21 protein-coding genes are annotated in these 19,392 nt (G+C 40.8%); 6 read left to right on the top strand and 15 right to left on the bottom strand.

Features of this window, described 5'->3' with window-relative positions; translation table 11 throughout:
- Window positions 1-23 precede the first annotated feature (23 nt).
- From ilvD to MHH54_RS09975, 5 genes are all read right to left on the bottom strand, one after another.
- A complete protein-coding gene (ilvD, locus tag MHH54_RS09955) occupies window positions 24-1,700 on the bottom strand; it encodes a dihydroxy-acid dehydratase (protein WP_050943890.1) in 1,677 nt (558 codons plus the stop codon).
- 306 nt (window positions 1,701-2,006) lie between these two features.
- Entirely contained in the window at window positions 2,007-3,143 is a 1,137-nt protein-coding gene (locus MHH54_RS09960; protein WP_003215956.1) for a conserved virulence factor C family protein, read from the bottom strand.
- Between the two features lie 30 nt (window positions 3,144-3,173).
- Window positions 3,174-3,785 (bottom strand): HD domain-containing protein, encoded by a 612-nt coding sequence (locus tag MHH54_RS09965; RefSeq protein WP_003215594.1) that lies wholly within the window; start codon window positions 3,783-3,785, stop codon window positions 3,174-3,176.
- Window positions 3,786-3,798: 13 nt separating this feature from the next.
- Window positions 3,799-4,281: a glutathione peroxidase gene (locus MHH54_RS09970; RefSeq protein WP_003216059.1), complete on the bottom strand. Its 483-nt coding sequence runs from the start codon at window positions 4,279-4,281 to the stop codon at window positions 3,799-3,801.
- Window positions 4,282-4,355: 74 nt separating this feature from the next.
- Window positions 4,356-6,038 carry a formate--tetrahydrofolate ligase gene (locus MHH54_RS09975; protein ID WP_003215909.1) on the bottom strand — a complete coding sequence of 561 codons (1,683 nt, stop codon included), beginning with the start codon at window positions 6,036-6,038 and terminating at the stop codon, window positions 4,356-4,358.
- Between the two features lie 138 nt (window positions 6,039-6,176).
- Here MHH54_RS09975 and metA point away from each other — a divergent pair, with 138 nt between their 5' ends.
- Both metA and MHH54_RS09985 read left to right on the top strand, forming a co-directional pair.
- Window positions 6,177-7,085, top strand: coding sequence for a homoserine O-succinyltransferase (gene metA, locus MHH54_RS09980; protein WP_003215782.1), 909 nt, complete (start codon window positions 6,177-6,179; stop codon window positions 7,083-7,085).
- A 228-nt stretch (window positions 7,086-7,313) separates the two neighbouring features.
- Window positions 7,314-8,465, top strand: a complete 1,152-nt coding sequence (locus MHH54_RS09985) for a diglucosyl diacylglycerol synthase (protein ID WP_003215454.1) — start codon at window positions 7,314-7,316, stop codon at window positions 8,463-8,465.
- Window positions 8,466-8,498: 33 nt separating this feature from the next.
- Here MHH54_RS09985 and MHH54_RS09990 read toward each other — a convergent pair whose 3' ends face one another.
- Entirely contained in the window at window positions 8,499-9,200 is a 702-nt protein-coding gene (locus MHH54_RS09990; protein ID WP_106028785.1) for an AIM24 family protein, read from the bottom strand.
- A gap of 258 nt (window positions 9,201-9,458) precedes the next feature.
- Here MHH54_RS09990 and cspD point away from each other — a divergent pair, with 258 nt between their 5' ends.
- Entirely contained in the window at window positions 9,459-9,659 is a 201-nt protein-coding gene (gene cspD / locus MHH54_RS09995) for a cold-shock protein CspD (RefSeq protein WP_003215784.1), read from the top strand.
- Window positions 9,660-9,704: 45 nt separating this feature from the next.
- Here the strand turns inward: cspD and MHH54_RS10000 are convergent, their stop codons facing one another.
- From MHH54_RS10000 to MHH54_RS10010, 3 genes are all read right to left on the bottom strand, one after another.
- Window positions 9,705-9,887, bottom strand: a complete 183-nt coding sequence (locus MHH54_RS10000) for a hypothetical protein (RefSeq protein ID WP_003215507.1) — start codon at window positions 9,885-9,887, stop codon at window positions 9,705-9,707.
- Window positions 9,888-10,056: 169 nt separating this feature from the next.
- Window positions 10,057-10,239 (bottom strand): zinc-finger domain-containing protein, encoded by a 183-nt coding sequence (locus MHH54_RS10005; RefSeq protein WP_003215998.1) that lies wholly within the window; start codon window positions 10,237-10,239, stop codon window positions 10,057-10,059.
- 1 nt (window position 10,240) lies between these two features.
- Complete coding sequence (locus tag MHH54_RS10010) at window positions 10,241-10,912, bottom strand: ribonuclease H family protein (protein WP_003215694.1); 672 nt, start codon at window positions 10,910-10,912, stop codon at window positions 10,241-10,243.
- Window positions 10,913-11,005: 93 nt separating this feature from the next.
- Between MHH54_RS10010 and MHH54_RS10015 the strand changes: the two genes are divergently transcribed.
- The 3 genes from MHH54_RS10015 to MHH54_RS10025 are packed head-to-tail and all read left to right on the top strand — an operon-like array spanning window position 11,006 to window position 12,262.
- Window positions 11,006-11,695 carry a queuosine precursor transporter gene (locus MHH54_RS10015; RefSeq protein WP_003215661.1) on the top strand — a complete coding sequence of 230 codons (690 nt, stop codon included), beginning with the start codon at window positions 11,006-11,008 and terminating at the stop codon, window positions 11,693-11,695.
- Window position 11,696: 1 nt separating this feature from the next.
- Window positions 11,697-12,092 carry a reverse transcriptase-like protein gene (locus tag MHH54_RS10020; protein WP_003215503.1) on the top strand — a complete coding sequence of 132 codons (396 nt, stop codon included), beginning with the start codon at window positions 11,697-11,699 and terminating at the stop codon, window positions 12,090-12,092.
- 44 nt (window positions 12,093-12,136) lie between these two features.
- Window positions 12,137-12,262, top strand: coding sequence for a small, acid-soluble spore protein L (locus MHH54_RS10025; RefSeq protein ID WP_342500238.1), 126 nt, complete (start codon window positions 12,137-12,139; stop codon window positions 12,260-12,262).
- 16 nt (window positions 12,263-12,278) lie between these two features.
- Here the strand turns inward: MHH54_RS10025 and MHH54_RS10030 are convergent, their stop codons facing one another.
- The 6 genes from MHH54_RS10030 to MHH54_RS10055 form a co-directional block, all read right to left on the bottom strand.
- Window positions 12,279-13,166 carry a 5'-3' exonuclease gene (locus MHH54_RS10030; RefSeq protein ID WP_003216107.1) on the bottom strand — a complete coding sequence of 296 codons (888 nt, stop codon included), beginning with the start codon at window positions 13,164-13,166 and terminating at the stop codon, window positions 12,279-12,281.
- Window positions 13,167-13,440: 274 nt separating this feature from the next.
- On the bottom strand, window positions 13,441-13,704 hold the full coding sequence (locus tag MHH54_RS10035) for a YpbS family protein (protein ID WP_003215634.1): 264 nt from the start codon (window positions 13,702-13,704) through the stop codon (window positions 13,441-13,443).
- Window positions 13,705-13,745: 41 nt separating this feature from the next.
- Window positions 13,746-17,345, bottom strand: a complete 3,600-nt coding sequence (locus MHH54_RS10040) for a dynamin family protein (RefSeq protein ID WP_342500239.1) — start codon at window positions 17,343-17,345, stop codon at window positions 13,746-13,748.
- A gap of 133 nt (window positions 17,346-17,478) precedes the next feature.
- Window positions 17,479-17,586 carry a Fur-regulated basic protein FbpC gene (gene fbpC / locus MHH54_RS10045; protein ID WP_306172627.1) on the bottom strand — a complete coding sequence of 36 codons (108 nt, stop codon included), beginning with the start codon at window positions 17,584-17,586 and terminating at the stop codon, window positions 17,479-17,481.
- Between the two features lie 64 nt (window positions 17,587-17,650).
- A complete protein-coding gene (locus tag MHH54_RS10050) occupies window positions 17,651-18,160 on the bottom strand; it encodes an isoprenylcysteine carboxylmethyltransferase family protein (RefSeq protein WP_342500240.1) in 510 nt (169 codons plus the stop codon).
- The gene (locus MHH54_RS10055) at window positions 18,157-19,257 is read right to left on the bottom strand and encodes a 3-oxoacyl-[acyl-carrier-protein] synthase III C-terminal domain-containing protein (RefSeq protein ID WP_106028781.1); all 1,101 of its coding nucleotides are present in this window, start codon (window positions 19,255-19,257) and stop codon (window positions 18,157-18,159) included. The genes MHH54_RS10050 and MHH54_RS10055 overlap by 4 nt, the downstream gene beginning before the upstream one ends.
- Window positions 19,258-19,392 lie beyond the last annotated feature (135 nt).

Raw genomic sequence — 19,392 nt, forward strand, 5'->3', positions numbered from 1 at the left:
ATTTTCAAATGTTCTATTTCAGATTAAATTTTCATGATTCCGCCTGTGTTGGCTGATGTCACAAGTTTTGAATATCTGGCAAGATAGCCCGTTTTCACTTTTGGCTCAAAGCCTTTCCAGTTCGCTTTTCGTTTTTCCCATTCTTCCTCTGGAACCTCTACGCTTAAAATGCGCTGCTCAATATCAACCACGACATGGTCACCATTTTCAACAAAGGCAAGCGGGCCGCCTTCAGCTGCTTCAGGAGAGACGTGTCCGATAGACAAACCGCGAGAAGCGCCGGAAAAACGTCCGTCCGTAATTAAAGCAACCTTTGGTCCAAGACCCATCCCGACAATTTGTGAAGTAGGAGCAAGCATTTCTGGCATACCAGGTCCGCCTTTAGGTCCTTCATAGCGAATGATGACAACATGTCCTGCTTCTACTTTTCTATTAATGATGCCTTCAAGAGCTTCTTCTTGGGATTCAAATACGATCGCAGGTCCTTCGTGACGTGTGATCCCATCTTGTACTCCGCCCGTTTTAATGATGGCTCCATCTGGCGCAAGGTTTCCAAATAAAACCGCTAAGCCGCCCTTTTCAGTAAATGGCTTGTCGATTGGATAAATGACGTTATAGTCTTTAACCTCGTGACCTGCAATGTTCTCACCCATCGTTTTCGCTGTGACGGTCATTGTATCTAAATGAAGGGCGCCTTCTTTTTTGGACAATTCATTTAGCGCAGCTGTGACACCGCCTGCTTCATGTAAATCCTCAATATAAACATCCGAAGCTGGAGCAAGTTTTGATAAATGAGGCACACGCTCTGCTACTTCATTGATGCGTTCAAGTGAATATTCAACACCTGCTTCATTTGCGATCGCCAGTGTGTGAAGAACTGTATTCGTTGAACCACCAAGTGCCATATCTAATGCAAATGCGTTATCAATTGCTTTCTCAGTCACAATATCACGTGGTTTAATATCCTTTTTAATGAGCTCCATTAGTTGTTTTGCTGACTTTTTCGCAAATTCTCTTCGCTCTGGTGATGTCGCCAAAATCGTTCCATTTCCAGGAAGAGCAATTCCAAGTGCCTCTGCTAAACAGTTCATTGAGTTTGCTGTAAACATACCTGAACAAGATCCGCAGGTCGGACAGCCAAACTGTTCTAATTCATTTAATTCCTCTTCGTTAATTTTACCTGACTGGTAAGCACCGACGCCTTCAAATACAGAAGAAAGGGAAATCTTTCTGCCATCACTTGTTCTACCCGCTTCCATCGGTCCACCGCTGACAAAGACCGTCGGAATATTGACACGCATTGCTGCCATCATCATCCCCGGTGTAATTTTATCGCAGTTAGGAATACAAACCATTCCATCAAACCAGTGAGCAGATACAACGGTTTCGACAGAGTCAGCAATGATTTCACGGCTTGGTAGTGAATATCTCATCCCGATATGGCCCATCGCAATTCCATCATCGACCCCAATCGTATTAAATTCAAATGGGACGCCGCCAGCTTCACGAATGGCTTCTTTCACAATCTTTCCGAATTCCTGAAGATGGACATGTCCTGGGACAATATCAATATAGGAATTACAAACAGCAATAAATGGCTTGCCGAAGTCCTCATCCTTTACTCCCGCTGCTCTTAGTAAGCTTCGGTGAGGTGCTCTGTCAATTCCTTGTTTAATCATATTACTACGAAGTTCTGCCATCTGTTTAAAAAGCCTCCTATACTACAAGTCTTGTTGACTGTATGATTTTGAGTTGATTTTATTTTACAAATTTTCTGTTTATTTAGCCACCGATGAATGACCGATGACCAGCATGGCTGCTGAAGCTAGTGTTCAGCATGGTTCGTGTCATAAAATCTGACCTCCAATATTCTATATTGGTACTACTATATAGAGTTTTTTCGTATATTTCAACAATATTCAAAATAATTTTTCTAAAAAAATTTTTCTGTCTATGATTTTAGAAAAACAAGCTACCTATCATTGGCAGCTTGCTCATAAGTCTCATCATTCTGATGCATTTTTTCTACTTTCTGTCATTTGCTTCCATACTGAGCCTTTCGCTTCTTCTCCGTGCTCAATGCGCTCAATCGCCATTTTCACTTGAAGGCTGACTTCAAATTCAGGGTCTTGCTCAGCTTCTTTTAATGCGTCAAGTGCTGTTTCGTCACCTTCTTCATAAAGAAACATCGCTGCACGCCAGCGAACAAGTTTACTTGGATCCTTTAATGATTCGATCATTGCTTCTATAGCGCTCGGGTCACCAAGGTCTGAAATGCAGTCTCCAGCGGTTCTGCGGACCGTCACTGTTTTATCTTTAAGCCCTTTATATAAAATAGGCAGAATAGCAGGATCTTCAATCATTCCAGCATTCACAACGGCTTGTCTGCGAATCGATGTTTTAGGGTCCTCCATTGCTTTCATTAAAACAGGTATATCCTTTTGCTCTGGCTGCATTTGCTCTAAATGGGCAAAACGCTTTTTCCAATCTTCCTCGCGCAGCATTTCTTCTGTCACATCATATGCCTTTCGGTTCACCTGTCGATCTACAGCTTCTTGTCCTTCTTTGACTGCCTCTGTTAAGCGGGCTAAACGTTCGTCATCATAGGCTGCTTGGAGCTCTTCTGTCACTTCCTGGCCAATATCTGCAAAGTCACCAAAACGAACGCCATGTTCTTTCCACACACGTTCAAATACGACATTGTCTGAACTGCTTCTGAGCTTTAAAATGGCTGCTTGGAAGCGTTCAGGCATGCCAAACCGCTCTTCTCTTTCACCGTCCGTTAATTTGACTTGCATCGGAATCCCATTAAACATTTGGATGAACACTTTGACTTCGCCAAATGTGTCACCGCCAGACTGCGACCCTTCCTGAAGGCCTTCTGTTTCTTGACCAAAGGCTTCTCTGACCTGCTGCAAAATGCCCTGCCAGTCAAACTTTGCATTACGCTCAACCGCTAAGAAATCTGCGACATGATAAACACCTTTTACACCTTCAATGTTCAAAATACGCTTAATCATCTCTGGCGCTTCGTCTTTTTGATCCTTTTTGTAGTTGTTGCTTTTCCCGCCGGCAAGTGCTTCTGTCAAAATGACCTTCATCGTATTTGGACTTGGCGTCGGTTCTATCGCTGTTATTTTCATCTATACATCCTCCTTACACACATAAAGACCCTACTCATCTGTAAGGCCGCATTCTTCTTTCCATGTCTTGATAAATAGGCTCATCAAATCATGCCGCTCCTCAGCAAGCTGCTTTCCAGAACGAGTGTTCATTAAGTCTTTTAATTTGAGCAGTTTTTCTTCCATATGTTTTAGCACGGAGCCCTGCTGCGTGTCCTTTGTATAGTGGGGTTCCCCTTTTGCGCCTGCATAAGTAAACACCCTCGCAATACCGGTTGCTCCTATCGCATCGAGCCGATCTGCGTCTTGAACAATGGCCCCTTCTAACGTTATTGGTCTATTCTGCTTATGTCGATGACGAAAAGACATCGTTGTAATGATGTCCATGATATAATGAATATCTCGCGTATTAACTTCCCAAGAAAGGAGCTGAAGCTCAAGCTGCTTTGGTGAAAGCTTCCATTCACTCGACAGCTTTTCATCTATGACATCATGAACAATCGCTGCCATTTCGATCACAAACAGAGAGCCGCCTTCCTGATTAGCAATCTGGCAGGCAAGCTGCCGCACACGATCAATATGAGCCGCATCGTGTCCAGTCGGTTCATATTTCAGCCGATCTGAAACAAAGGAGGCAGCTGCCTCCAATTGTTTTTTCTGCATGACGGTGAGCACCTTATTTGTCCAAAAGAGCGATGATGGAGCTTTCTAATTCTTTTGGTGATGTTTTCGGAGAGAACCGCTCAGTGACTTCTCCGTTTTGATCCACGATAAATTTTGTGAAATTCCATTTCACTGTTTTCGTGCCAAGTACACCTTTTGCATGACTTGTTAAATGTTTGAAGAGCGGGTGCGCGTTGTCACCATTGACATCTACTTTCGCAAACATAGGGAAGGTCACCCCATAATTCAAAGAACAGAATTCTTGAATGGCTTCTTCTCCTTCTGGTTCTTGGTTCATAAATTGGTTACATGGAAATCCTAAAATTTCAAGGCCCTTTTCATGATATTGATCATATAGCTCCTGCAGTTGTTTAAATTGAGGAGTCAGTCCACATTTGCTTGCTGTGTTGACAATAATGAGTACTTTTCCTTTGTAATCTGCCATTGATTTTTCTTGACCGTTAATGGTCTTGACCTGAATATCATAAATTGACATCTCATAGCCTCCTAGGATTCACTTTTTCCTATCGTAACATGCTTCTTTTATAAAATCGCTTTTTATGCTTCCGGTTAAAAGAGTCCTGTCACACTGCCGTCTTCTAATAAATCCATCTCGAGCGCCGCTGGTTTTTTAGGTAATCCAGGCATTGTCAAAATGCTTCCAGTTAAAGCAACAATAAATCCTGCTCCTACAGATGGTTTTAACTCACGAATCGTAATGGTAAAGCCCTTAGGCCTCCCAATTAAAGCTGGATCATCTGAAAGTGAATATTGCGTTTTTGCCATACAAACCGGTAAATGCCCCCAGCCGTTTTCCTCGATGGCTGCCAGCTGTTTTCTTGCTTTTGAAGTGAGTGTGACCCCGTCTGCTCCGTAAACCACTTTGGCAACTTTAGATAATTTTTCTTCGATGGAATCATGCTCTTCATACAAATAGGAAAAGCTGTTCTTCTTCTTTTCAATAAGTGTTGCGAGTTCTTCGGCAAGTGCTGTCCCGCCTTCTCCTCCTTCTTCCCATACATTCACAGCTTGGACTGGGTGGCCATGTGCGTGGCACCAATCTTCTATCGCTTGAATCTCTTCTTTTGTATCAGTGATAAATCTGTTAACTGCGACAATGTACGGAAGACCGAAGGCTTGGACGGTTTCAATATGCTTTTCTAAATTATGTATACCTTTTAATACAGCTTGTGCATTCTCTTCTTTGAGTTCTGTTTTCTTCATTCCGCCATGCATCTTTAATGCTCTGACAGTCGCCACAATGACAACTGCACCAGGCTTGAAATCACCAGCTCTTGTTTTAATGTGCAGGAACTTTTCTGCTCCAAGATCTGCTCCAAATCCAGCTTCTGTTACGACATAATCGGCTAATTTCGCCGCCATTTTAGTTGCAATTAAACTATTACATCCATGCGCAATATTGGCAAAAGGACCGCCATGAACGAGGGCCGGAGTTCCTTCAATCGTTTGTACAAGATTCGGTTTGAGTGCGTCTTTTAAAAGTAACGTCAGAACACCTTCATATCCAAGTGCACCAACAGTGACTGGCTCCCCGTCTTGATTATAGGCAACAACAATAGAAGAAAGACGTTTTTTCAAGTCGGTTAAGTCATCTGCTAAACAAAGGATGGCCATCATTTCGGAGGCAACCGTGATGTCAAACCCGTCTTCTCTAGGATACCCATTTACCTGTCCACCAAGTCCGACAACGACCTGTCTTAAAGCACGATCGTTTAAATCAAGCACTCGCTTCCATACAATGCGGCGCGCATCGATGCCGAGTTCATTTCCGTGATGGATATGGTTATCAATGAACGCAGATAAGGCATTATGTGCAGAAGTAATGGCATGAAAATCTCCTGTAAAATGAAGATTGATTTCTTCCATTGGTAGCACCTGTGAATATCCTCCACCTGCTGCACCGCCTTTTATACCCATTGTAGGACCTAATGAAGGCTCTCGCATTGCTATGATTGCTTTTTTCCCTATTTTTTCGAAGGCTTGACCGAGCCCGACTGTGACGGTGGACTTCCCTTCACCTGCTGGCGTTGGATTGATCGATGTGACAAGGATCACATGTCCTTCTTTTTGTTCTTTTAAACGGTCAAAAATAGTCAAAGATATTTTCGCTTTTGTGAAACCATAGCATTCTAATTCTTCGTCATGTATTTGCAGCTTTGCTGCGATGTCTTGAATAGGTCTCAGCTTTGCCTTTTGGGCGATGTCAATATCTGATAAATGCTTTGTGATCATAAATAAACGGCCTCCTTTTTTTCGAGAAACAGCTTTGTTTTTGCTCTGTTTTTCATTGTAACATAATTGAAACATTGAAATATCGCCAGAAAGTTCCTATAATGAAATGAAATTAGCTTTGGTTCAGGGGGTGGCGAGTTGCCTATTAACATACCAGTTCATCTGCCGGCAAAACAAATACTAGAGAGCGAAAACATTTTCGTCATGGATGAGACAAGGGCATTCAAGCAAGATATCCGTCCTTTGAATATCGTGATCTTAAATTTAATGCCAAAAAAAATACAAACTGAAACGCAGCTGCTAAGAATGCTCGGAAATTCTCCTTTGCAAGTGTACTTTACGTTTTTGATTCCAAGTACGCATACACCGAAGAATACGTCGAGAGAGCATCTAGATGAATTTTATACGACCTTTGAATCGATTCGCCATAAGAAATTTGATGGAATGATCATCACCGGCGCACCAATTGAGCATTTAGCTTTTGAAGAAGTATCCTATTGGAAAGAGCTGCAGGACATTTTGGACTGGAGTAAAACGAATGTGACGTCTACTCTTCACATTTGCTGGGGTGCACAGGCAGGCCTATATCACCATTATGGTATTGAGAAAATCAAGCTTGCAGAGAAAAAATTTGGTGTATTTGAGCATCTTGTGAAAGAGAAAAAAGAAAGATTAGTCAGAGGTTTCGATGAAGTATACTATGTCCCACATTCGAGGCATACAGATATTAATACAGAACAATTAAAAAACACGCCGAATTTGAAAGTATTGAGTGTCTCTGAAGAAGCGGGTGTTTGTTTAATTGTTTCAGATGATGATAAACAAGTATTTTTAACTGGACATCCTGAATATGATACGGACACATTGAAGCAGGAATATGAAAGAGATTTGTTGAAGGATGATACAGTCCAAAAACCTGTCCACTATTTTATAGAAGATGGTGACACATTAGTCCCAGTGAATCGATGGAAAGCCCATGCCACTTTACTGTTTATGAACTGGCTCAATTATTATGTTTATCAAGAAACACCATACGTTTGGGAATAAAATAGACTGTAGTCTGATGATAAATGGCCAAAATGTGTTAAAATACAAATGGCTCTGTCTTCCATTATCAATTTAGTCTTGTTGTTTTTTAAAATTAGTTTAATTCTTTCGTAACGAATGATATGCTCTGACTGTTTATATGTTATCTTTATGTATATGTAGACCTATGAGATTAATAGTTTTCGTACGAAGTTTTGTTGTTGTTGATTACATTTGAGGTGAATATTCTTGAATACCAATAAAAAAATATTAATCTTGACCGCAAATTATGGAAATGGACATATGCAGGTGGCTAAAACACTGTATGATGAGTGCAAATCTCAAGGCTTTGAGCATGTTGTAGTTTCTAATTTGTATCAAGAATCAAACCCCATTGTGTCGGAAGTGACTCAATATTTATACTTGAAGAGCTTTTCCATTGGGAAACAATTTTATCGCTTGTTTTATTACGGTGTAGATAAAATTTACAATAAACGCAAATTTAACATTTATTTAAAAATGGGAAATAAGCGTCTTGATGAACTTATCCAATTACACAATCCGGATATGATTATTATTACATTCCCGATGATTGTTGTTCCTGAATACCGGAACAAAACAGGAAAAGTCATCCCGACATTTAATGTCATGACAGATTTCTGTCTTCATAAGATTTGGGTACATGAAAACATCGACCGGTACTATGTTGCAACCGATTATGTGAAACAAAAATTAGTGGAAATCGGCACACATCCAAGCGATGTCAAAGTGACAGGCATTCCTATTAGACCACAATTTGAAGCAGACGTGCCAAAATCGAAGATTTATAAAAAATATGGATTATCATCAAACAAAAAAGTTCTTCTGATTATGGCCGGTGCTCATGGTGTACTGAAAAATGTCAAGGAATTATGTGAAGCATTGCTTCTAGACAGTGAAGTACAAATTGTTGTTGTATGCGGAAAGAACGCAGCGCTGAAACAATCACTAAGCGATCTTGAACAAGCACATCCAGATCAATTGAAGGCGCTTGGATATGTGGAACAAATTGATGAATTGTTCAGAGTAACAGATTGTATGATCACAAAACCAGGTGGCATTACTTTAACAGAAGCAACTGCAATCGGCGTCCCAGTCATTCTTTACAAGCCTGTCCCTGGACAAGAAAAGGAAAATGCTCATTTCTTTGAAGATTATGGGGCAGCCATCGTCATCAACAGACATGAAGACATTTTAGAATCTGTGACCAACTTGCTTCAAGATGAAGAAAAGTTAGAAACCATGAAACAAAACATGAAAAATCTTCACTTAAAGCATTCTTCTCAAACCATTTTGGAAGATATCGTTGAGCAATCAGATATCATCACGAATAACAAAACGTATGCTCGCGCATTATCATAAAAAGGTGTCCGTCAATGACGGACACCTTTTTCTTTATCCTTGATTTCCATTTGTTGTGTACACTTCTTCAAACGGCTGCACGACAACAAAGCCGCTTCCGCTAAATTTCATTTGAATAGACTCTCCGCTTCCTCTGCCAATAAAGGTTTTGAATGAAACATCTGTCACAAATTCAGTTTTTAAATCCCCTGACCATGCAACTGTCGCATTTGGATCTGTATAGACAGAGTCACCCGGCTGAACAATCAATGTGAGCGGCTCATAATGACTCGTAATCGCAGCAAGGCCTGGTCCTTCTAATTTGACATTAAATAATCCGCCTGCAAGCATCCCCGACACTTTTTTCATCAATTTGATATCCCAGCGGACTGAAGGTTCAAATGCGAGCAAATCATTCCCATTCACAAAAATGGATTCCCCTTGAGCTAAACGAAGAATTGAGATTTTTTTGCCTTGATCTGCTACATATAATTTCCCATCACCTGTTGCCTTCATGAGTGAAGTGCCTTCTCCTGACAGCATTTTTTTAAACATCTTTGAGACGCCATGTTCAAACACGCCCTCACGTTCAAACTTGATTTTGCCTCGGTACGAAACCATGGAACCTGTTTTTGCCCAAATGGTATCAGTCAAATTAATTTCTAAAAGTCTTGATGTTTCAAGTTCGAAGACCCCTTCTCCCTTATCTTCCTGCTGCGTATTCTGAACAAATTCTTCGAGTGTATAACGATTCATGATAGCACCTCTTTCTGTATTTTTTTATATACGGACAAACTGTGCATAAAGTTTCAGAAAATGGGGACTGTTTAGCTATTATTGTTATTTGTCAAAAAAAATCAAACATTCTGCTCAAAATTTGGCTCTCCCGCTTGACGCTTTACTTTTGATGGTGTATAGTGGAACCATCATTTAACAACTGCAAAGTCGTTAGGTGATGAAAATTTTTTTTAGTATGCCAAAAGGTATGCTACAGTACTAGGAGGAAAAAGCAATATGCAAAACGGTAAAGTAAAATGGTTCAATAATGAAAAAGGTTTCGGCTTCATTGAAGTTGAAGGCGGAGACGATGTATTCGTTCACTTCACAGCTATCGAAGGTGACGGTTACAAGTCTTTAGAAGAAGGACAAGAAGTTTCTTTTGAAATCGTTGAAGGTAATCGTGGACCTCAAGCTGCAAACGTAACAAAAATCTAATCAACTAAATCAATGATGCAAAATAAAGAGAGGCTTATGCCTCTCTTATTTGATTTTCAGCTGAATTTCAATTGCTAAAATATTTTGCTTCAGTCGTTGTTCAATTTCAGAGATATCTTTTTCGAGAAAAGGTCTTCCCTTCTTTGCTACATCTACAAGTTGCTCTAGATCGCTGTACACCTCTTGAAATGTTCGATGTAATACCGTTTCGAACTCCTTATTATTCATACCGGCCTTCCCCTTTTCCTCTAATATCCGTCACTTAGTCAAAAAGTAACTCAACCAAAACTTTCTATAGTTATATCGGCTCATTTTTCGGAATATGTTCTTTTTTTACACATTCTATCCGTTTTTTTTCAAGAGCGAATGTTTGAGCAGGGAAAACCGGTCCGTTCGTTTATTTTTTGAGCAGCGTTTGGCCATATTCTTTTATTTTCTCTCCAACAGTGCATTGCTGTATGCAAAAGGAATGGGCATATTTTTTGCCAAATTCTTTTCGAAAATGCTTCTTAATCAAACAATCTGAACAATACGTGTCTTGAAGATCGGTCAATTCTTGTACTGCTGTTTTTTTATCCACATTATTCAGCTCCGTCTGCTTCTAATTTCAATGTACTTTCGATTGGGACGTCTGCAAGAATCTGTCTTGCAAGCTGATCCGCTTCTGCATTTTGTTTCCGGTCGATGGCTTCATAGGTTGGCGTCAGCTTCAGCTCTTTTAAAGCCGCTTCAATTCGGTCAAGCCATTTGTTATGTACATCATCATAACAAGGCCATTCCCCTTTTAACTGATTCATGACAACAAGTGAATCTCCTCTAATCGTGACAGAATTTCTGCTTGCCCCCAGGTCTTTTAAAGCTTTTACTGCCTCAAATAAAGCCGCATACTCTGCTTCATTATTGGTACTCCCTTGGAAAGGCTGATTTTTTCTCAATCGATAAGCGTCTTTTCCTAGCTTATAGTAGACGACAACACCAAGACCAGAGTCACCGGTTTCTTTGTGAAAACTTGCATCAAAATAGACTTGAAGCTGATCAGGTTCAAGCTTTAATTCTTCATTTAGCTTTTCAAGCTCTTTTATAGACCACATAGCCCCTTTTTCATCTTCAAATGACAGAAGTGACTGTGGTTCTTTTTTGTCAATATGTTTTGCTAACCTCAAGGCCTCTTTTAGCTCCAACCAATCTTCTTGGTAAAAAGCAATGGACCCAATTGATTTCACTTTCATTGTGTAGTGTGCTCTTAGTTTCATTGATCACATCGCCTTCCCGTGCTTTTAAGGTAAACATACGTTATGCTATAATCAAAAAGTTACATTTACAATGAGAAAGGAAGTTCATGTCACTTGTTTAATGAAGGTATTTGGATCTTATTTGCGATCATTAATTTTATCATTGTTCTTCTATTTTATAAAGGATTTGGCAAGATGGGCCTTTTTGTCTGGATTGGCTTTGCGACGGTTGCCGCAAATTTACAAGTTGTCAAAACCGTTGAATTATTCGGCCTAACGGCAACACTTGGAAATATTTTATATGGCAGTGTGTTCTTTGCAACGGACGTATTGAATGAAAAATATGGACAAAATGAAGCGAGAAAAGCTGTCTGGATTGGTTTTGCTACCCTTTTAACACTAACTGTTGTCATGCAGGAAGCTTTGCTTTTCCATCCCGCTCCATCTGATATCTCACAATCATCGCTGGAAACCATATTTGGCTTTATGCCAAGGGTTGCACTTGGCAGTCTCGCTGCTTATATCATCAGTCAAATGCTAGATGTTTATGTATATTCGTTTATTCGCCGCATATTTCCTTCCGATGGCGCGCTCTGGGTGCGCAATGCCGGAAGTACGATGATTAGCCAGCTTCTTGATACATTGATTTTCACGACCATTGCCTTTCTTGGCACGTATCCATTTCATGTATGGATAGAAATCTTCATCACGACATATGTCATTAAATTTATCGTCGCTGCGATTGCAACACCTTACGCGTATGCAGCGAAAAAAATGGTTCCGCTTGATGAAAGGGTGAAATGATGTGCCAGCAGAAATATACATTGACGGTGCGAGTGCAGGGAATCCAGGTCCCTCTGGCATCGGCATTTTCATCAAATATAATGGAAAGGCTGAGTCCTTCTCCATTCCTCTTGAACCCATGAGCAATCACGAAGCAGAATTTTCTGCTCTGATCGAGGGGATGAAAATATGCGCAGAAAAAGGATTGCGTACCGTTTCATTTCGAACAGATTCACAAGTAGTTGACCGCGCAGCCAATGCAGGATTTGCTAAAAATCCAGCCTTTCAGCACTTTATCAAAGAGATGATCGAGCTTCAAAGCCAGTTTGATTTATTTTTTATTAAATGGATTCCGAGTAAGGAAAACCAAATAGCAGATCAGCTCGCCAGAAAAGCGATTCACCTATCTAAAGGATGAATCGCTTTTTTTCGGTTATGCTAATGTGTGTGAGGTGATACTGATTGGATAAAGAAAATAAAGGTCGTGTCACAAATCGGACAACCCCACAAGGTGATGCGCAAACAAAAGATAAACAGCCACTATCTCAGCTGGAAAATAGAGCAAAGAAAAGCAATACAAAAAGATGAACCTTAGAGATCGGCTTTAGCTGATCTCTATTGTACTTAATCGATTCATCATCGGTTCGATTCCTTTGATTTGATGGTGCCTCAGCATAGCAGCAGCACGTTCTTGATTGATGTTCATTTTCGTCTCATCCATTGGACAGCTGAGCGGGACATCACATTTAATCTCTGCCAATAGACGAGAAAGCTTCAAATCTTCTAATCCTGCTTGCATTTTCTTTTGCTGCGTAGCCGTTAGTTCATGGACATTTTCTAACAAACCGTCAATCGTTTCATATGTTTGAATAAATTTTAAAGCAGTTTTTTCTCCGATTCCTTTGACACCTGGATAATTATCACTTGCATCACCCATGAGTGCTTTCATATCAATGAGTGCCTTTGGCGAGATTCCCATTTCCTCTTCAAATAAGGCTTTTGTATAAAGCTTATAATTGCCAATTCCTTTTTGCATCAGGGCAACAGTCACTTGTTCATTCAAAATTTGCAGCAAATCTTTGTCACCAGTTAGGACAGTCACGCGTGCTTCTTTTTGGTAAAGCGTAGCAAGTGTACCAATACAATCGTCTGCTTCAAAGCCCTTTAAACCAATGTTCACAATTCCTAGTTCTTCTGTAGCTTCTTTTGCTAAATCGAATTGCGGAATGAGCTCGACAGGCGCCTCTCCTCGATTTGCTTTATAATCTTGAAATAATTCGTTTCGATAGGTTTGGCTTCCCATATCCCAGCAGCACACAATATGAGTTGGCTCAAATGTCTGTACAGCTGTTAATAAGTGCTTCAAATAGCCATTCACTCCATTTGTTGGTACACCGTGGTCATTTATCATAAAATTGCGATGGACAGCCGTCGCATAAAACGATCTGAACAAAAGCGCCATTCCATCTACAAGCAGTACGTGTTTATTCATTCTCTTAAACTCCCTTTTCAAAACAATACTCCCATTCTATCACAGAACACAAAACTAGACATGAAAAAGGCGCCTTCTTCTTTTACAAAAGAAGAGGCAGCCCGTTTACTTTTGACCGTATTGCATTTTTTTCGTTTCTGCTTCTGCATAGGACGGCATGTCTTTTTGTTTAGGGTCACGCTCATCCTGCTGCTTTGTCTGTTGCTTTTTTTTCATGATCATTCCCCTTTCTCGGTACATTCATTAAGATGACCAAAAAAGAGAAAGTTACTCTTTACTTCTGTTTCTGCTCGACATACTCTCTGACCATATCATTCGTCACGTGCTTACGCAGCGGAACTATACCGCCTCGTGCAAGCTCATTCATCTTCGACGTAATGGCGTTGATCTCGTCTGTTGTAAATGGCTCGTTTTGCTCACATTTGACAACAGCCATCTCTATTGCTTGTTCTCTTTTCTGTTCAAGCTCAAGAAAGGACTGAATATGAGCATGCTGCTTTTGTGAGTGTGCTGAAATCTCTTCGTGTACGCTCGTCATTTTGTATCAACTGCTTTCTTTTTTATTTAGTCTACCATGAATCAAATGGTTTTCAACTCGTTCTTCCATTCGGTTGTTTGTTCATAAACTTGTTCAATGACGGCCTGCTCTTTGGCATCTGTCGTTAGGCTCGTGATAAATGTTTGTTTTTGTTCACTTAGCTGCTCGAGCGCTTCTGTTTCATATCTTTCCGTAAACGTCTTCACCATCATGTCGTACCTGCTCAGTAATTCTTCTTTTTCTTTATCAGCCCATTTCGTGGTTAACTGATGAAGAATGTCTCGAATCGCTTCAATAAACGCAGCCTTTCCATTCTGTTCAAAGAAAACTTTCGGTGATTTTTGTTTCTTTAAGAGCGGTTCGAATGGCGTTAGTTCAGCTTCGATTTCAATTTGTTTCAGCTCAGCATTTTTCTCTTCAGGCGGCGACAGTGAGAGAGAAAAGTAAGGGTCTTCTGCACATGCCGCCTGCAATCCTTTCTCCCACTCCTCTTGGAAGTATTGATGAATAAACGATTCCATTCGGATATCAAGCGCCTTTAACTCCTGTACAAATTCAAATTCATAATCCTTTAGTGCCTTCTCAAGTGCTTTTTTCAATTGCTGTCCGAAATTCCCTTGAGATATTCCAGGATAAAAGGCTGTCTTAAAGAGATCATTCGCAAATAATGAGAGGCGCTGCACAATATGATAGAGCTGTTCATGTAAGTCCTTTTTCACGCTTTCTGTCACTAGCTTAGATTGTTTTATCTGACTCATTTGATCAAGAATCGCTTCATAGGATGCGTCTATCTTTTTCTTTTCCGCTTGCTTCTCATCTTCTGACTGATGCAGCGTCGCATGCAGTTTGTCGACCGTTCTACATAACGTACGTGCTTCAAAATATAACAGCTCGATCGCATCTTTCGTTAATTCTTCCTCTATAAAATAGTCGAGCTGCTTTCTAAGCTTTGCGTATTGATTATAAGCTGTCTCTCCCTTTCCTTCGATCTCTTCCTTACTGGATACATGATGAAGGTTTGGGTTTCTTATGCCTTCTTTTGTGAGCTCATTTTTTACATAGTCAAAGACGGTGTCAAGCTCTGCTTGATCCTTTGCGAGATCAGCTGCATTGATAATAAAGAACATTTTATCCATGCTAAATGAATCTTTTACAAGCCCAAGCTTACGTAAAAATGACCGATCTGCCTTCGAAAAAGAGTGCTGGTAGTAAGTTAAATAAAGAAGCGCATCTGCGTCCTTCATATATTGAAAGGCGATCTCTGTATGACGCTTATTCATACTGCTAGCGCCTGGCGTATCAACAATAGTCAGCCCTTTATCTGTTAGAGGTGTACTCAAATAAACCGTCACTTCCTTCACCACACAAGAAACAGCTTCTTCCGCCACATATGGCCTCAGTTCTTGAAGGGTGACATGAAGCGGCGTTTGCTTAGTAATGTGATCAACGAAACGGGTATGTGCTTGTAAAAAATGTTCAACAATGACGCGGTGATCTTGTTCAAGCTGTCTTTTTTTAAGCGTTCGTTTGAGCTTGGATGTAAACGTCTCCCCTTTTTCTTCTGAGATCGGAAATCCTAGGATCTGATTGAGCTCCTCTAATATATCCTGTTCTGTTTTGAATACCACTTTGACACTTTCGTGAGGGTGATCTTCCGTCGGCCGCGTCAGCTTGTTAATGGTTGCCGTTGTTGGCGTGGGAGAGGATGGCAGCACCTTTCTCCCGACGAGAGCATTTGCAAAGGAAGATTTCCCCGAACTAAAAGCCCCAAATAAAGCGAGTGTGAATTCTTTCGCTTGCAGCCGTTTTGTTCGTTTTTCAAAGGACTTTCTTTGAGATTGGAGCGCATCTAATGGCAATAAAATCTGAGAAAGCTGCTCAAACTGGTCAATCGACTGTGCCGTCGTGACATGCTGTGACTGACGCATTTGAGGTTGATCAATCTGCTTGTTCGTTTTTTCTTGGTCGCTCTCAGCAGGATGAATGGTCGCTTGCTCCTGCTTTAGCAGATCATGCTGCATTTGTCTCTTTTTCGCATAAAACCAATCTTCTTCGATCTGTTCATCCGTTCCATTTTGCCAAATATCCCAAACATGCTGAATATTCCGCTTCATTTGTTCATTTTTTTCGATGCATTGCTCGAGTGTTTGGAGCTCTTTTGCAGACTGAACCCATTTTTCTTGCTGCTCTGCTTGATCTTCCATAAGCTTGGCTTTCAGCGACTCCACCATTTGTTCAATCAGTGGCATCGCTTGCTGCTTAGCCTGTCTTCTCAAGGCTTCGCCAGCATCTTTTGCATATTGCAGTACGTATTCATTGGAGAACGTTGCTCCATGATGAATCACACTTTCAAGAAGTGATTCTTGTACAGGTGTTTCAAACGCCATCACTTGATTTAATAACTCTTCACCAAGCTGATGCTTCTTGACTTCTTTTTTTAGTAGCTCAGCAATATGCCAGTCCACTTCTGCCTTCATTCTCGCTTTGACATCTGTTAAGAAGTCAGTTGCCCGTTTTTCTTTTTCCTGCTCAGTTTTATTTTTAGCAAAAAGCAGTCCCACTTTAAAGCCAGGTGCTTTTGATTCAATATAGTCGCTTGCGAGTTCTCTCATTTTAAATGGAGTTAGGTTGGCATTTTTCAAAATGCTCTCGACTTCAGTAGATACTTCTTCTTCTAACTGTTTGGCTCCATTTTCAATGAAGTGATTTTTCGCTTCCAAATCCTTTACTTCTTTTCTTTTTTCTTGGAGCTGTGACTCAAGCTCTTCACCTTGCAGCTCTTCTTTAAACGAGTCAATGTGTTCTTTTAAGACATGCTCAATTTTCTGCTCCGTATAAGCCCGAAGTGAGGCTTTCGGCAACGTCTGTAATTCTTGCAGTTTTTTGATTAAACGAATCATTTCATTTCTTGGATGCGTCTCATCGGTTACAGATGTAAAGTATAGATGATCTTCTTCAATGCCTTCTTTAAGGAGCATGTCAACCACTTGATTTTTGTAGTCTTCAAATGCTGTCTCATGCTCATCATGCCGGTCCACTTGATTCACGATGAAATAGAGATTTGGCACTTTTTCTTTGATGGAGCGAATGAAACGAATGTTTTCTTCAGAATGAACATGGTTGTAGTGAACGACATAAAAAAGAGCATCTGCTTGATGAAGAATAGACGCAGCAGATAAAAAGTGGGCATGATCCGTGGAATCAATTCCTGGCGTATCAATCAGTGCCACTTTTTCTTCAAGGCCTATATAGTCACCGCTAATTTCCACCATCTCAATCTGTTCTCCATCCTTACAGAAACGCTGTACTGCTTCTTTATCATAGGAGCCGCTCATTTTTGCAAAACGGCCATCAGAGGTGTGAAGCTGCACTTCACTTTCCCCTTTCCTCACGACGACCAAGTTTGCACTTGTTGGGATTGGACTCGTTGGCAAAATGTGATCATGAAGCAGATGATTCACAAGTGATGACTTTCCAGCAGAATAGTGGCCGGTAAATGCGATATATACTTCTTCTTCTGCTTCCTTTTTGATAATCGATGCAAGTTTGGCAGCGCGCTCATGATCATCCCTTTTGAGAAAGCTTTGATATAAAGCTCCTGTAGTTTGAACGAGCGAATCTCGAATAGACAAGTCTTTCATGACGATAAACCCCTTTGTTTTTAGAAAAGTCAGTTATGTATGTGATACCATTTTACACAAAATAAAGAGATTTTTCTTCTGATCTGAGGAAATAAAAAAAATCTGCTGCCCGATCAGTCGCAGTTGACTGGAATCAGGAAGCAGATTTTTTGGAGACACCTTTTAATACGAAGCCAATTAATAGGCTGTACACACACACCGTACCGAGTAAGAAAATCATTGTCATGTGATCACCGTCCATCCTTCATGATTGAGAATGCTTATCATTAATGAAAGTGTAGCACAATTGATAATGATTTTCAATATTAATTTAGCAAATACTGATTTAATGCTTTCTCCTCTGTTTGAATTCGTACAGCCATCATCCATGCATTTAAACATGTAAACAAAATGGCAGTGACATACGCATCAAACAATAGCGGGATCAGTAAAAGCTCAATCGCCACGACTACATAGTTAGGATGTTTCAACCAGCGATACGGTCCTTTTTTTACAATCATCGCGTTTGGTACGACTAAAATTTTCGTATTCCAGTACGTCCCAAGGGAGCATAATGCCCAGTATCGAATGACCTGTGTAGCCATGAGAAAAAGGAGCAGCACAAGAAAATAACGGGACGGCCCCTTATGTAAAAGCCCTATCTCAACTATAATTGAGAGAAAAAAAGCCGTATGCATAGCGACCATATAGGGATAATGACTAGCACCAAATTCAATGGCACCTAGTGCATTTACTTTCTTTTCATTTCTTTTGGCCACAAGCATTTCAATGAGCCGCTGACAAACGAAGAAACCGATGACAAGCCAAATGATCATGACAAGACCTCCTCCCACTTCATAAGAAGCAGCTCTGAGGAAAAGCCCGGACCAAGCGCCCCGCAAAGTCCCATCTCCCCCACTTCAGCTGATTGATGTTCCAGGAAATGCTTGATAACATACAAAACTGTGGCAGAGGACATATTTCCGTGTTGTTTGAGTACTTCTTTTGAAGAAAACAGCTGATCCTCTCGTAAAGATAGACTTTCAACATAGGCATCAATCACTTTTTTTCCTCCAGGATGGGCTAGAAATACGGATAAGTCATTAGTTGAATATCCTTGCTCCTCTAAAAATTGCTCCACCTGCTCTTTTAACCAGCCGGAAATCAAACTCGGAATGTCACGGGAGAAAATAACCCGAAAGCCGTCACTTGTAAATTCCCAGCCCATCACATCCTCAGAATCCTTCATCGTGACAGATTGCGTGCTTAGTACTTTAGGGACCGTTTTTAAATGGGCATATTCAAGCGCAGCTTTTTCCCCAGCTAAAAGAACCGCTGCCGTCCCGTCTCCAAACAAGGAGGTGCCGATTAAATTGCTTTTTGATTGATCTTGCGGCTGAAAGGTTAAACTGCACAGCTCACAGGCAACGACAAGTACCTTTGCTTCTGGAAATGCCCTTATGTATTCATAAGCCCGCGACAGCCCTGCCGCACCGCCCCCACACCCTAGGCCCCAGATCGGTACTCGTTTCGTATAAGGAGAAAAAGGAAGGACGTTCATGAGCTTTGCGTCAAGACTTGGGGTCGATAAGCCGGTACTTGAAATAAAAAACAATGCATCGATCTCTTCAACCGGGACTGGTTTTTTTAGAACCTCCTTCTCTTGAAGACAATGTATGATCGCTTCCTTTGCATGAGCCAGTGCCTTTTCCAAATAGATATTGTTTTTCTCTTCAAAAGAGTGGTGCGTCTGATACCATTCAATGGGCTGCACAAACTGTCTGCTCTGAATTTCTCCATTTTGAAAAGCTCTCAGCAGCCGGTCAATATCTTTAAACGATCGTTTAAATTGAGACCTAGCAAAATCAGCAGCTGTTTTCTGATCCACGTGATGCTTCGGGTGACTCGTTCCAACTGAAAGAATGTACGCCATCGGCTTCACCTCTTTTTTCGGTTAATATCCCCTATCGAAAAAAGGATATACATGCCGAACCGTCACAATTCAGTCAAAACATTTTCCTCCGTCTAACTTTTTGTCTTGACGACAATTGATAAATATTGGATAATA

This window comes from Bacillus sp. FSL K6-4563 (assembly GCF_038630405.1).
GTDB lineage: Bacteria > Bacillota > Bacilli > Bacillales > Bacillaceae > Bacillus > Bacillus pumilus.